The following is a 13,219-nucleotide window of genomic DNA, read 5'->3' as shown; positions in this document are numbered from 1 at the left end:
CGTGCGGGCTGGGCCGTCTGGGATGGTTAAAATGTAGTTGAATGAATTTCCGCTCTCAAACGGATTCTTGAGGAGAAATCCTCAAATCAATTGTCTAATCAAAGGCACGGAAAGCGCGCATGAACACGAGACGCAAACCCACGATGGAAGACGTCGCGAAGGCCTCGGGCGTGAGCTATTCCACGGTCGAGCGTGTGTTGAACGGACGAGGCGGCGTGGCGCGCGACAAGGAAGCGCGCGTGCTCGAATGGGCGCGCAAGCTGAAGATGGACCGGGCGCTGGATGAAGTGTCCGTGCGCTGGTTGCGCATCGCGATCGTCACGCAGAAGCCCGATTCGCCCTATTACATCGCCTTGCGTCACGGCTTCGAACTCGCGCAGAAGTCGTTCGAAACCTACCGCGTGATGTGTCAGCTCACGTTCTTCGACGACCTCGAACCGAAGTCGCTCGCGCGCGTGATCGAGCGTGCGGCGCAGAAAGCGGACGCCATGATCGTCGTGGCGTACGAGCATCCCGTGGTGGTGGACGCGCTCTCGCGCGTGGCGCGCAAGATGCCGCTCGTCACCATTGCGAGCGATCTGCCCGATACGGGCCGCCTCGCCTACGTGGGCATCGACAACCGCTGTGCGGGGCGCACGGCGGGCGAACTGATGGGCCGTTTTCTGGGCGATGCGGGCGGCCAGGTCATGGTGATCGCGGGCCTGCGAACCTACCTCGGCCACGAGGAGCGCGACGGCGCATTCCGCTCGGTGCTGCGCAGCCGCTTTCCGGCCTGCGAAGTCGTGGCCACGGTGGAAAGCCGCGAAGACGCCGCCTCGACCGAACGCCTCACACGCGACGCCTTTAAAAAGTACCCGGCATTACGCGGCATCTACAATCTTTCGGTGGGCGACGAAGGCATTGCGCGCGCGCTAAAGGCCCTCAAGCGTGAGCACGCAACCGTCCTGATCGGCCACGAACTCACCGCGATCAGCCGCGCGCTGCTCGCCGAAGGCGTGATGGACGCCGTGCTGGACCAAAGCCCATTCGTCGAAGCCGTGCGCGCCGTGGAGGTGATCCTCGCCCACTACAACCGCGGCGCGGCCGCGAGCCTGCCGTTGCAAACGCCGATGTCGATTTATCTGCAGGCGAATTTGCCGCCTGCCACGCCTTGACGCTCGCTTGAGCCGCCGGGGTAACGGCGTCGCGCCGCAAGCCTCGGCTTTCTGAGGTAAAGTCGCTCGGGTTCCGACTCACCGCGAAGCCAACCCCCGATGCAGACCCTCTCGACGTTTACGCCCGTCGCGCTCGAACACGCGAGCCGACTCATCAATCACGGCCCGACCGTTCTCGTCACCAGCAGCGACGGCAAGCGCCGCAACATCATGGCGGCCGCGTGGTCGATGCCCGTGGAGTTCACGCCGCCGCGCATCGCCATCGTGATCGACAAGCGCACGTTCACGCGCGAACTCATCAACGCGAGCGGCACGTTCGGCGTGATCATTCCGGGCGCCGCCGCAATCGACCTGACTTATGCCGTGGGCAGCGTGAGCGGCCGCGAGACCGACAAGTTCCAGCGCTTCGATATCGCCGCCATAACCGGCCCGAAGCTCGGCTTGCCCCTGCTCGAAACAGGCTGCTCCGCGTGGATGGAATGCCGCCTGATTCCCGAGCGGCATACCGAAGACGCCTACGATACGTGCTTCGCCGAGGTGATCGCCGCCGCGGCCGACCCGCGCGCCTTCCGCAATGGCCACTGGGAACTCGACAGCAGCAACGCGGACCTGCACACGATCCACCATCTGGGCGCCGGCAATTTCGTGCGCGCCGGCGACACGATCAAGGCGCGCGAACTCGCGTAAGCGCGCAAACGCGATCGGGCCGCTATGATCGCGTGTGGCGCGAAATCGCCACAAATAATTCGCATTGCAAATATTTGAAAACATCCAACGTGGTGTTTTCAAACGGCCAGGAGCCACGCATGAGCGATCTCGATACGCCGGCCTCGTATGGCAGCCCGAAGGCGACCGCGCAAGCGGGACAACTCGGTTACCTGCCCGTCGCGCTGTTCGGGTCGGTCATGGGGCTTGCCGGGCTCTCGTCGGCATGGCGCCTCGCGCATCGCATGTACGGCATGCCGCTGTGGATCGCCCAGTTGATCGGCGTGCTCGCCGTGCTGGCGTTCCTGATGATCGGCTTCGGCTACGCCGTGAAATGGGTCACCGGCTCCAATGCCGTGAAAGCCGAATTCAATCATCCCATTGCGGGCAATCTCTTTGGGACCCTGTTCATCAGCCTGCTTCTGCTGCCCATCCCGCTTGCCGACCTGAGCGTGCCGTTCGCGCGCGCGGTGTGGATCGTCGGCGCAATCGGCATGATCGTGTTTGCGTGGTTCGTGATCATGCGCTGGCTCAGTCAGCGTCAGCATCCGTCCCACGCCACGCCCGCGTGGATCGTGCCCGTCGTTGGGCTCATCGACATTCCACTCGCCACGCCTGCCATCCAGATCACGGGCGTGGGTGGCGTCCTGCTGCTCGCACTCGCAGTGGGGCTCTTTTTCGCCGTGCCGCTCTTCACGCTGATTTTTTCGCGCCTCATGTTCGAGGAGCCCATGGCCAACAATCTGCAGCCGACGCTCCTCATTCTCCTCGCACCGTTCGCCGTGGGCTTCTCGGCCTACGTCACCGTGACGGGTGAAGTGGACCGTTTCGCCGACGCGCTCTACATGCTCACGCTGTTCCTGCTCACGGTGCTCGTCGGCCGGTTGCGCTATCTCGCGATCACCTGCCCCTTCCGGCTCTCGTGGTGGGCCGTGAGCTTTCCGCTCGCGGGCTCGGTGAGTTGCGCCGAGCGTTACGCCGACCACGCGCCGGGCCCCATCACGCATGGCATCGCGATCTTTCTGCTCGCGACGGTCACGCCACTGCTGCTCCTGTTGGCCGCCCGCACGTTGTGGGGCGTGCTGCGGGGAGAACTGGAAGCGCTGGCCCACTAGCGGCCCGAACACAACTGCGCGCTTGAATTTTATAGACGATCGGTCTAATATCGGCGAGATGGAACCGACCATCGCCAAACCGCGCCGCGGCAGGCCGCCGAAAGACCCGCGCGCGCATGCCGACACACGTGCATCGCTCATTCGCGCCGGCATGGAAATGCTGACCGAACAGAGCTTCGCGGCCACGGGGCTCGATGCCGTGCTCAAGCGGGTGAACATTCCCAAAGGCTCGTTCTATCACTACTTCGACAGCAAGGAAGCATTCGGGCGCGAGCTGATGACCGCGTACGACGCGTACTTCTGCGCGAAGCTCGACCACTGGCTGCAGGACGACACGCGCCCTGCCCTGGAGCGGCTTGGCGCCTTCGTAGAAGACGCCAGCGAAGGCATGGCACGTCACCACTACACACGCGGTTGCCTCGTCGGCAACCTCGGCGTAGAGGTGGACATCCTGCCCGACGACTTCCGCGACACGCTCGAACGCATTCTGCAGGGCTGGCAGGCGCGCATCGTGGCGTGCCTGCGCGAGGCCCAGCGCGAAGGCGTGCTCGCAAAGCGAATCGACCTCGCTTCACTCGCCGCTTTCTTCTGGATTGGCTGGGAAGGCGCCGTGCTGCGCGCCAGGCTCGTGCGCAGTGCGGCTCCACTCGACACATTCTTCATCGGCTTCATCGCGGGGTTGCCGCGCGCGTGAGGCGCGTCAATGCCAACCGTTCACTGTTTCAGGAGCACGACCCATCATGTTCAAAGCCATTCTGATTGATAAGGAATCCGGATCGTATGACGCGCGCATTGCCGAACTCGACGACGCGCGCCTGCCGGAAGGCGACGTGCTCGTCGATGTCGGCTACAGCACGCTGAACTACAAGGACGGTCTCGCGATCACCGGCAAAGGCCCGGTCGTGCGCAGCTTTCCCATGGTTCCGGGCATCGATTTCGCGGGGACTATCGCGCAAAGCGCGAACCCTGCCTACGCGGTGGGCGACGCGGTCGTGCTCAACGGTTGGGGCGTTGGCGAACAACATTGGGGCGGCCTGGCGCAGAAGGCGCGCGTCAAGGGCGACTGGCTCATCCCGCTGCCGGCGGGCTTCACGCCGCGACAAACGATGGCAGTCGGCACGGCCGGCTATACGGCCATGCTCTGCATTCTCGCGCTGGAACGGCACGGCATCACGCCCGCACACGGCGACGTGCTGGTCACGGGCGCGAGCGGCGGCGTCGGCAGCTTTGCCATTGCGCTACTTACGCGCCGAGGCTATCGCGTCGTGGCGTCGACCGGCAGGCTGCAGGAGGCGGAGTATCTGAAGCAGCTCGGCGCCGTCGAAGTCATCGACCGCGCCTCGCTATCGGAGCCGGGCCGCCCGCTGCAAAAAGAACGCTGGGCTGCCGCGATCGATTCGGTAGGCGGCCACACGTTGGCAAATGTCTGCGCAAGCCTGCGCGCGGATGGAGCGGTGGCTGCCTGCGGCCTGGCGCAAGGTATGGATCTTCCCGCCACGGTCGCGCCATTCATTCTGCGCGGCGTGAGTCTGCTGGGTATCAATAGCGTCACGCGTCCGTTTGCGCAGCGGCAGCAAGCCTGGCACGCTTTGGGAGAGACGCTCGATCTGAAGCAGCTCGACACGATTACGCGGGAGATCGGCCTGGCCGAGGCCATTGCGGCCGCAAGCGATCTGCTCGCCGGGCAGGTGCGCGGGCGGCTCGTGGTGGACGTCAACCGGTAACGTGCGCAGCCGCGGCGATTCAACGCTTCACGATTTCGCCGCGTTCACGAACCCTTCGCGAACGCGCGCGGCGTGACGCCGAGAAGCCGCGTCATCCAGTGCGCCATATGGCTTTGATGCGCGAACCCCGCTTCGAGCGCCACCTGGCTCAGACTGAGTTTGCCTTCGATGAGCAGCGCCCTCGCGCGTTCGACGCGCCGCCGCACGACATATTGATGGACCGGCATGCCCAGCGTTTCGCGAAACAGGGCCTTGAAATGCGGCACGCTCAGGTCGACGAGCGCAGCGAGTTCGCCGAGCGTGAGGCGTTGATCGAGATGGCTCTCGATGTAATCGGTCACGCGCGCCGCTTTGTGTGCCGCAAGCACGGCTGCACCCCGGCCTTCCGGCGCGCCCGTGCCGCCGAGCAGCCGCACGACCATTGCCGTGGAAATGCTCTCGGCAAATAGCGGGTCGCAAGCCGTTCCCGCCTCGATCTCGGCCAGCAGCGCGCCCGCCAGCGAATTGATGCGCGGGTCGCGCAACTGCAGATGCGGCCGGATCTCGCGCTTACCCAGCGGGCTCTCCATTTGGTCCGCAATCGATCGCACGAAGCGGTCGTCGAACCACACGCGCAGAATCGTGCAGTCTGCGTCATCAGTCCATTCGCCTTCGACCCCGGCGGGCACCACATCCGCGTCGCCGTGCGCCTGAAGCCGCGATTGGCGGCGGCCGTCGCACGCGCATCGCGCACGCACCGGCGTGCCGACATGAATGCCAATGCGGTGATCCGCCATCGCGGGGAAGCGATGCTGCCCCGCACTCACACGCAGCAGTTCGGCGCCACCGCCATGCCAGCCCAATCCGGCGCTCGAACGCAGGCTGACGCTTGCTCCGGCGTGCCGGTTCGAATCTGCAGTCAGTGCGCTCATGGCAATCCTTTTCGACGCTCAAGCCGTGCGGGAATTCGTGCGATGTTTGCGGCCAGTTTACTGGATTACGGCCACGCTCGCGCACCGCGCGATGGTGGCCGTATTCAATCATCCGTTTCTGCGCAACGCCATCCGTTCCTGCGCGCCATGCGGCGTTCGTCTGCCTACGATGACGCAGACCACGCACACCAGGAGAAAGCGATCATGTTCGTGATTTTTGGAGCATCGGGAAAGGCCGGGCGCGTCACCGCCGCGGCGTTGCGTCGTGCGGGCAAACCCGTGCGCGCCGTGGTGCGCCACGCTCGCCAGGGCGAAAGTCTTGCAGGGCTGGGCTGCGAAATCGTGCTCGCCGATCTGACCGACGCGCAGTCGGTCGCGGCCGCAATCGAGGGCGCTCACGCCGTCCAGCTGCTCTGCCCCGTTCCATCCGGTGATACGGATCCCGAAACGACCATGCGCACGATGATCGACGTCGCGACCGACGCCCTGCGCGAAAACCCGCCCGCCACGCTGCTCGCCATTTCCGACTATGGCGCGGAATTGCCGTTGAATACGGGCATCACGCGGCTGTATCACTACCTGGAAAAGCAGCTGAAGCCCATTGCCACGCAACTGGTGTTGCTGCGCTCGGCGGAACATATGCAGAACTGGGCGGCGTTCATTCCCGGCGCGCTCGCAACCGGTACGCTGCCGAGCCTCCACCTGCCTTTGGAGCGCCGCTTTCCCACGGTCGCCGCACAGGACGTTGGCACGGCGAGCGCCGCGCTGCTGCTCGAATCGCACCAGTCCGGCACGCCGAGAATCGTGAGCATCGAAGGACCGCAGAGGGTCAGCGTGAACGACATCGCGGCGGCACTGAGCGCCGCGAGCGGCCGCACGATCACGCCTCATGCGCTGCCGCGCGAATCGTGGGCCCCCATGCTTCTCAAAGCCGGACTCAGCGAGAAACACGGCGGGCTCATCACCGATCTTTACGACGTATTCAACACCGGCCGCATCGACGTGGAAGCGAGCCGCAGCGAGCGGCGCTTCGGCACGACCGCGCTAAGCGACGTGTTCGGCCCGCTCGTTGCGAAATTCAACAGCCAATAGCGCGCACACCGCAATGACAAAAAAAGCCGGGCGCTACGCACGCCCGGCCTTTAGTGCATGACTGCGCGGCGATCAGAACCACTTGCCGAACTGGCCGCCCGGCGCAAGCGCCACGCCGCGCAGCACTTCGCCGAAGCCCGCGTTGCGCAGCGTCACGAAACGCTCGTTCGCAGCGCCCGAAACCGTGGTGTTGCGCAGCACGTCGCGCACGGCGACGAGGCGATTCGGGTCTGCACCCTGGTCGCCGTTGCCGCTCACTGTCGACGTGATCGCCCAGATCGTGACCGTGCCGTCCTGCTCGACGTGGCCCGTGATGTTACGCAGGCCGTCCGTGGCGGGCGACCACGGCAGGCTGGTCGCGCTGTTCGTGCCCACCGGATAACCTGCAACGGTGTACGAAGTCCCCAGATTCAGGCCGTTCTGGAGTGTGTACGCGAGCTTCCAAGACTTCGTTCCGGCGTTGTACACCCACTTCTGCAGGCCCGCACCGGTCTGCTGCGCGGCGTGCGTGTACAGGTCCGTGCCACCCGAATAGCCATCGCCCTCGTCGGCCACATAGAGCGTATTCGCGTTGGCGAACCACAGGCCGAACGGGTACGAGAGCGTCGTCGCCGTCTTGTTCGGCGTCGCCGGGAAGCCTGCGAGCACGCATACGTTGCTCGGCAAGCCGCTCGTCGTCAACGTGGAAGCGTCGTACGCAAGCGGGTTGGACGGCAGTTTCGCGCCCGCCACCGGCACGCCTACGCCACCCGAGGGACACGCCTTGCCCGTGGTGTCGACGAAGTACACCGTGTTCACGCCGTTGCTGCCGCTGCCCTTCGTGAAGTACACCACGTTGTTGAAGACGGTGAGCCCGCGATAGTTGTCGTCCTTGCCCACCTTGTCGGCCTTCGCACCGAGTTGCGTGACCGAGAAGCTCGCGAGCGGCGTAGGCGTGCCGGGCGTTTGCTGCGCCTCATGCTGGTGCGTCGCCTCGATGAATTGCGCCCCCGCCCCGAGAATCACGCCTGCCGGCTGCGGATTCGAACCGTTGCCTGCGTTGCCCACCGTGTAGTAAAAACCGTTGCCTTTGCCGTTGTCGTTGCCGTTGTTGAGCAATGCGGCGCGGCCGTTATTGCCGCTGTATGCATTGGTCTCCGTGAAGGAGAGGTGCCCGTCGGCATCGAGCCGCGCCACCGCACGATAGAACGCCTGACCGTCCGGATTCGTCGGATCGATCGCGCCCGGCGTATTCGAGTTCGATACGTCGAGCGTGTTGAGCGGTGCAACGTAGCCCATGAAAGTCAGGTAACGGCCGTCGCTCGAAAGGTTGAGCGCGAGTTCGGACTTGGAGCTGAAGCTCGTCACGAGCTGGTCGTGGCCATGGCCCGGATGCAGACTGTTGGGCACTTCCAGCGTGTGGACGACCTGGCCTCCCGGCGCAATGGTGTCGAGGAAAATGCGCGCCGTGACGCCAAAGCTCGGATCGTAGAGCGCGTTGTTCCAGACGGCCGGATACGTGCCGTCAGTGGGCGCGCCGCCCGTGGGGCAGCTCGCCTGCGCACTATTGCAATTGGGCGGCAGCGTCATGCCGGGGGTGAGTTTGCTCGACACGTTGTCGTAGACACTGCGGCTCACGACGAGCAGGCCCGAACCACCGAAAAACGCGTTGGCGTCTTGCGCGGCAGCGGCTGCACCTGCACTGGCGCAAACAAAAGCAGCGGCAAGAGCAAGACGGGAAGGACGTGCGGCAAAACAAGCGCCGCAAAATGGTGAGCGAGGGGTAATGATGGCCATCTGTAGCGTCTCCGAAAGGAATTACAAGCATTTTGTCAAGACGAACTCGGGGTCAATCCCGCTTACCGTAGCGAAATTTTGTGAAAGATTCGTTGCAGGCAATACGGCTTCGTTCACGCGTTTTCCTCTGCGGAAATCGAACGGATTAGACCGTTTTTCGATCCGGCAATTTCGTTTGTTATCCTCATCATCCGGTCGCGCACACAAACGCAACGCTTCGTCATAAAACCGCCGCACGATAGCAGGATTCAATTTGAATCCTGCCTGTCACCATCCTGTAATTGACAGTACGCGGACCAGACAGACTCCGCGACTTCCCAGAGAACATGAATAACGGGAGAGGCTCGTGAGACCATTGCGCCCCCTGATTGCCGCACTCGTTTGCGGCGTTTGCACGTTGTCGGCCCGCGCCGAAGACGTGACCGGATGCGGCAGTACGCTCGCCGCCCCCCTCTACAGCCACTGGGCCACCGCCTACCAGAAGTCCGGCGGCGGCAAGGTGATCTACCGCAGCACCGGCTCCACGGACGGTATCAAGCAGATCGTCGCGCACACGGTCGACTTCGCCGGCTCCGACGCCCCGCTCACGAGCGAGCAATTGAGCAAGGACGGATTGCGGCAGTTTCCCACCGCGATCGGCGGCGTGGTTCCCGTTGTGAATCTTCCGGGCATCAAGGCCGGCCAGTTGATGCTGAACGGCGAGGTGCTGGGCCAGATCTTTCTCGGCAAGATCCTGTACTGGGACGACCCGGCCATCGCGCGGCTCAATCCGAAGATCAAGATGCCCAACACGCCGATCGCCGTCGTGCGGCGTCTGGATGGTTCGGGCACGACGCTGATCTGGACGCACTATCTCTCACAGGTGAGCCCCGAATGGAAACGCAAGGTCGGCGAAGGCACCAATGTTCACTGGCCCCTGGGGATAGGCGGTAAGGGCAATGAGGGCGTCGCCACGTTCGTGGGCTACCTGCCCGGCGCGATTGGCTATGTCGCCTGGGACTTCACGAAGCAGAATCATCTGACCTACACGGCGATGACCAACGCGGCGGGTGCGGTCGTGGAGCCGGGCATCCAGACATTCAGCGCAGCGGCCGCGAATGCGGACTGGTCAAGCTCTCTCTTTCAGGTGCTCACCAATCAGCCGGGCAAGGACGCATGGCCCGTGATGGGCGCGACCTACGTGCTGTTGCAGGCGACACCGGACGCCTCGGCGCGCAACACTGAGACGCTGAAGTTCTTCGACTGGGCGCTCACGCACGGCGAGCCGACGATCCAGGCACTGGACTATATTCCGCTGCCTGCCGTGGTCGTGACAAAGATCCGCGCGCAATGGCACGGCGACAAAGGCGACGACGTCGCAGCCAAAGCCGTTAGCGCGCAGTAGCGTCCACCTCCATTCACGAGTGTTCTCACGCCGGGCGCCTATGCGCCCGGGAGGCGTTGATGAAACAGGAAGCGGCCGAAGAGGTCGTAAAGGCGATCGCGACCGAAACCCAAACGCCGCTGGAAATCGTCGCGAAGATGTATGAGCAAACGTGGGCCGAGTTCAGCGACGGCGCACGTGTGATGGATTATCTGAGCGTGCTCGTCTCGCGGCGCGTACGGGAGGACCTTCGCAACCTGCGCAAGAACGCGCACTGAATGCTCGCATGGCGTCATGCCGATGCGACGCGCCTGCGCGCATCAACGCTTGCCTGCTTTGCGCCGGCGGGAATCGGATTTACGGCAGAGGTCCGTCAACACCCAGCGGGCGATGATCTCCGGACGATTCGTTCCATACTGCGCGAACTTGATTTCGTTTTCGAAGTAGACGATGACGCTTCCGGCCATGACGCGGTAAGCACCCGCGTAGTTCACGCCATCCAGTTCGACGCTCAGAGGATGGGTGGTTTCGTATTCTGCAAGAGCCAAGGTAAACGCGGAAATGTCTAAATTATGACAATATCGTTTCGCGGCCCTATTGGTCAATTAAATATGCGTTTTGTTTCATATTGACGATTGCCGTCCCGATTTCAGCCTGTTACGGGGATCTGTCGAGCCCTTTAACGGGGCACGCATTAACGCCGCCTGACTCAGCCTGCCATACGGGCTTGCCGCGAACCAGCGTTCGCCGACAGAAGCGCTCCAGGCATTCACCCAGCGCGTCGCCATCAATTTTTCGGATTCCGCTTCGGCATTCATCAGTCGCTTCATTGCCAGGCCAAGGCGGTGCATTGCATACCGCTTACGGCGCGCTTCAGCATCCACTCGCGCGTTCATCGTCTCGCCTCTTCCGGTTGGGTATTGCGTAGACAAAAACCTGGAGACCCGCCTGCACCGATACCTTGCGAAACCGAAGCATTCCTCCCGCCGAACCACGCGAGAACGCTCATTAAGGCACGGAAAAAAAGGCGGAAACATCAGGGAGAGTATTGAGGCAGCCGCCATGAAAGCGCTTTCGCCGGACGGTGGGGAAAAAGGGCACGCCACCCACGACGATCTGGCTCTCTGCTCACTACCCTACGCCAGCCATATGACACTCGTTAGTAAGCCACGAATTCGGGCCTTTTTGTCGAAATACAACCGATGAATGGCGGCGACCTGGCGACGCACCGATCCATCATGATGGATCGGCAACCCCATCCAGAAGGTTCACAGCGCATCGATCCATGCGAACAACAACACACGGCGGCCCCCGATTCGCGCTCGGACGCGCACTCAAGCAACCGTTGCTGAATGTGGTGGCCCGGTTGCCCGACAGCGTGCAGCGCGCCATGTTCATCCCGCCGATACGGCGCATCTGCATTCGCGTTCCGGTATTGCGCGCGGTGTACTCCGGCTGCCTGCGGCGCCACCCCATCGATCTCAAGTACGGCACGGACACGAGCGGACTGGTCGATTCCAACGCGCTGCAGCGCGACGCCCATCTTGCCGTCCAGCTCAGGCCTTACATGGGCTCGCAGCCGACCATCATCCGCCGCGCGCTCGACACCCTGGGCGATATCACCGGCTATACGTTCATGGACATCGGTTGCGGTAAAGGCCGGCCGATGATCGTCGCCTCCGAGTACCCGTTCTCTTTGGCGCTGGGCTACGACATCAGCGCAGACCTCGTGAGAACGGCGAACGCGAACGCGACCGTCATGGCGCGGCGCTTTCCGCAACGGCCGCCGATTCGCGCATTGCACGCCAACGTCGCCGATCTGAAGGTGCCGTCGGGCAACGTGGTCGTCTTTCTGTTCAATCCATTCGGACCCGAGTTGATGGCGTCGTTACTCGATAAACTCGAAGCGGGCCTCGCGAGCGGCACCGTCGAGCATCTTTTCATCGTCTACGATAACCCCGTGTGCGGCGAAGTCTTCGACGACTCCCGTCAGTTGCGGCGCTGGTTCGCCGGCGTCTTTCCGTACGATCACGACGAAGTCGGCTTCGGACCCGAGGACCACGAGAACGTCGTCGTCTGGCAAAGCGTGCGCGGCGCGCGCCCCGACACATTCGCGGACCGCAATCGCCGCATTACGACCAAAGACCGCCTCAGCACTTCCCTTGAAGGCTGAATTACAAGCACCACGAATTTATTCAGGAGACGCAAGTGCCGACCTCCGTCGTGGCGATATACGAGTCGTCGCCGGCCGCATCCTTCCGGTACGAGTTGCGCACGTGCGAGACCGTCGATGCGTTTCGTGCCTTCGAGCCCCAGTGGCGTGCGCTTTTATCCGGAGCCGAGGCGTATTCGCCTTTCATCAGCTTTGCCTACTGCGAGGCTGCCGTCGCGGCAGCGCTGAAGCGCGGCGCGAAGGTCGAAGTCGCGACGGTGCACGACGCTCGTGACCTTCTGGCGCTATGGCCCGTTGCAATTACTCGCAAAGGCGCGTGGCGAAGGGCCGAGGCGTTGGGCTGCGGCTGCGGCGAGGAATACGGCGGCCCGCTGGTCGCCGACACCCGGCGCGCGGAACTTTACGATGCGGCGGTCCAGGCCGTCTTGCGGATTCACGCCGACGTGCTCCACATCCCGATGCTCGAAAACGGCAGCCCGCTGCAACGAGCGCTCGACGCCGCGCCGCAGTCCTGGGTGCAGCGCGCGCTGCCGCAGCGCTGGCGCGTGATGCCCGGCTATTCGATCAACCTGCGCGCCGCGCCCACATGGAACGATTTCCTCGCGACGCGGCACTCGACGCTGCGCGCCGCGCTGCGTTCTAGCGCGAAGCGGTTGCGGCGCGAAGGCGAAGTCAGTTTTGGGTGGTGCAACAGCGCCGAGGACACCGAGCGCGTATTGAGGTGGCTATTCGCCAACAAACGCCATTGGGCGCTCAAGCGCGGAATCGAATCGCCCTATTTGATGGACGACCGCGTACGCGACTTCTTTATCGAACTTGCAAAGCGAACCGATCTGACCACTCTGCCGCTCGTCGCCTATGTGCAGGTCAACGGGCAGCCGGTGGCGGCATCGGTCAATCTCGTCGGCGCGCACAGCGTCGAGTATTTGATCACCACCTATGACGAGGCGTTCAGCGTGTTTTCGGTGGGGAACCTGCTGATCGAATATATCGCGCAATGGGCCCAGGCCCATGGCCGCGATTTCGACTTTCGGCCGCTGCACGGCGACTATAAGGTGCGTTGGGCGGATCGCGAAACGAGGCACGAATCGCGTATCGTCGTGCTCAATGCACGCGGGCGGCTCATCGAGCTGGCGCTGGCATGGGCCCAGGCCAGGCGCGTCTATCGAAAAGTCACGACGCTTGTGATGGCGCGCCTGAAATGAG

Annotated in this window: 14 protein-coding genes; 10 read left to right on the top strand and 4 right to left on the bottom strand. The window is 63.5% G+C overall.

Annotation, left to right across the window (positions count from 1 at the left end):
* The first annotated feature begins 119 nt into the window (after positions 1-119).
* The 5 genes from A3CW_RS0134275 to acuI all read left to right on the top strand — a co-directional run bounded on the left by A3CW_RS0134275 (position 120) and on the right by acuI (position 4,698).
* On the top strand, positions 120-1,154 hold the full coding sequence (locus A3CW_RS0134275; protein WP_028207576.1) for a LacI family DNA-binding transcriptional regulator: 1,035 nt from the start codon (positions 120-122) through the stop codon (positions 1,152-1,154).
* Positions 1,155-1,253: 99 nt separating this feature from the next.
* Positions 1,254-1,841 carry a flavin reductase family protein gene (locus tag A3CW_RS0134270; protein ID WP_028207575.1) on the top strand — a complete coding sequence of 196 codons (588 nt, stop codon included), beginning with the start codon at positions 1,254-1,256 and terminating at the stop codon, positions 1,839-1,841.
* A 119-nt stretch (positions 1,842-1,960) separates the two neighbouring features.
* Positions 1,961-2,974, top strand: coding sequence for an SLAC1 anion channel family protein (locus A3CW_RS0134265; protein ID WP_028207574.1), 1,014 nt, complete (start codon positions 1,961-1,963; stop codon positions 2,972-2,974).
* Between the two features lie 58 nt (positions 2,975-3,032).
* A complete protein-coding gene (gene acuR / locus A3CW_RS0134260) occupies positions 3,033-3,668 on the top strand; it encodes an acrylate utilization transcriptional regulator AcuR (protein WP_028207573.1) in 636 nt (211 codons plus the stop codon).
* Positions 3,669-3,714: 46 nt separating this feature from the next.
* Positions 3,715-4,698, top strand: coding sequence for an acrylyl-CoA reductase (NADPH) (gene acuI / locus A3CW_RS0134255; RefSeq protein WP_028207572.1), 984 nt, complete (start codon positions 3,715-3,717; stop codon positions 4,696-4,698).
* Between the two features lie 44 nt (positions 4,699-4,742).
* On the opposite strand, the gene A3CW_RS0134250 is transcribed toward acuI, so the two are convergent.
* Positions 4,743-5,609, bottom strand: a complete 867-nt coding sequence (locus A3CW_RS0134250; protein WP_028207571.1) for a helix-turn-helix transcriptional regulator — start codon at positions 5,607-5,609, stop codon at positions 4,743-4,745.
* A 204-nt stretch (positions 5,610-5,813) separates the two neighbouring features.
* On the opposite strand from A3CW_RS0134250, the gene A3CW_RS0134245 reads away from it, so the two are divergent.
* Positions 5,814-6,701, top strand: a complete 888-nt coding sequence (locus A3CW_RS0134245) for an NmrA family NAD(P)-binding protein (RefSeq protein ID WP_028207570.1) — start codon at positions 5,814-5,816, stop codon at positions 6,699-6,701.
* Between the two features lie 72 nt (positions 6,702-6,773).
* Here the strand turns inward: A3CW_RS0134245 and A3CW_RS48505 are convergent, their stop codons facing one another.
* Positions 6,774-8,318: a hypothetical protein gene (locus A3CW_RS48505; RefSeq protein WP_245623826.1), complete on the bottom strand. Its 1,545-nt coding sequence runs from the start codon at positions 8,316-8,318 to the stop codon at positions 6,774-6,776.
* 505 nt (positions 8,319-8,823) lie between these two features.
* Here A3CW_RS48505 and pstS point away from each other — a divergent pair.
* On the top strand, positions 8,824-9,861 hold the full coding sequence (gene pstS / locus A3CW_RS0134235; protein WP_028207569.1) for a phosphate ABC transporter substrate-binding protein PstS: 1,038 nt from the start codon (positions 8,824-8,826) through the stop codon (positions 9,859-9,861).
* A gap of 59 nt (positions 9,862-9,920) precedes the next feature.
* On the top strand, positions 9,921-10,118 hold the full coding sequence (locus A3CW_RS0134230; RefSeq protein WP_028207568.1) for a DUF3562 domain-containing protein: 198 nt from the start codon (positions 9,921-9,923) through the stop codon (positions 10,116-10,118).
* Between the two features lie 42 nt (positions 10,119-10,160).
* On the opposite strand, the gene A3CW_RS53465 is transcribed toward A3CW_RS0134230, so the two are convergent.
* Positions 10,161-10,388: a hypothetical protein gene (locus A3CW_RS53465; protein ID WP_035514793.1), complete on the bottom strand. Its 228-nt coding sequence runs from the start codon at positions 10,386-10,388 to the stop codon at positions 10,161-10,163.
* Between the two features lie 75 nt (positions 10,389-10,463).
* Positions 10,464-10,736 (bottom strand): hypothetical protein, encoded by a 273-nt coding sequence (locus A3CW_RS52680; RefSeq protein ID WP_154678113.1) that lies wholly within the window; start codon positions 10,734-10,736, stop codon positions 10,464-10,466.
* 389 nt (positions 10,737-11,125) lie between these two features.
* Between A3CW_RS52680 and A3CW_RS0134220 the strand changes: the two genes are divergently transcribed.
* Positions 11,126-12,013: a class I SAM-dependent methyltransferase gene (locus tag A3CW_RS0134220; protein ID WP_154678112.1), complete on the top strand. Its 888-nt coding sequence runs from the start codon at positions 11,126-11,128 to the stop codon at positions 12,011-12,013.
* Positions 12,014-12,048: 35 nt separating this feature from the next.
* Positions 12,049-13,218, top strand: coding sequence for a GNAT family N-acetyltransferase (locus A3CW_RS48500; protein WP_063750892.1), 1,170 nt, complete (start codon positions 12,049-12,051; stop codon positions 13,216-13,218).
* Position 13,219 lies beyond the last annotated feature (1 nt).

The sequence above is a fragment of the Paraburkholderia nodosa DSM 21604 genome, from assembly GCF_000519185.1.
In the GTDB taxonomy this organism is placed as follows: domain Bacteria; phylum Pseudomonadota; class Gammaproteobacteria; order Burkholderiales; family Burkholderiaceae; genus Paraburkholderia; species Paraburkholderia nodosa.
Note: the sequence above shows the minus strand (reverse complement) of the source record. Positions and strands in the feature narration are given on the sequence as shown.

Excerpts from the sequence above, each read along its gene's own strand:
- A3CW_RS0134275 (WP_028207576.1), top strand. The coding sequence starts at position 120 with ATGAACACGAGACGCAAACCCACGATGGAAGACGTCGCGAAGGCCTCG.
- A3CW_RS0134270 (WP_028207575.1), top strand. The coding sequence starts at position 1,254 with ATGCAGACCCTCTCGACGTTTACGCCCGTCGCGCTCGAACACGCGAGC.
- A3CW_RS0134265 (WP_028207574.1), top strand. The coding sequence starts at position 1,961 with ATGAGCGATCTCGATACGCCGGCCTCGTATGGCAGCCCGAAGGCGACC.
- acuR (WP_028207573.1), top strand. The coding sequence starts at position 3,033 with ATGGAACCGACCATCGCCAAACCGCGCCGCGGCAGGCCGCCGAAAGAC.
- acuI (WP_028207572.1), top strand. The coding sequence starts at position 3,715 with ATGTTCAAAGCCATTCTGATTGATAAGGAATCCGGATCGTATGACGCG.
- A3CW_RS0134250 (WP_028207571.1), bottom strand. The coding sequence starts at position 5,609 with ATGAGCGCACTGACTGCAGATTCGAACCGGCACGCCGGAGCAAGCGTC.
- A3CW_RS0134245 (WP_028207570.1), top strand. The coding sequence starts at position 5,814 with ATGTTCGTGATTTTTGGAGCATCGGGAAAGGCCGGGCGCGTCACCGCC.
- A3CW_RS0134230 (WP_028207568.1), top strand. The coding sequence starts at position 9,921 with ATGAAACAGGAAGCGGCCGAAGAGGTCGTAAAGGCGATCGCGACCGAA.
- A3CW_RS52680 (WP_154678113.1), bottom strand. The coding sequence starts at position 10,736 with ATGAACGCGCGAGTGGATGCTGAAGCGCGCCGTAAGCGGTATGCAATG.
- A3CW_RS0134220 (WP_154678112.1), top strand. The coding sequence starts at position 11,126 with ATGCGAACAACAACACACGGCGGCCCCCGATTCGCGCTCGGACGCGCA.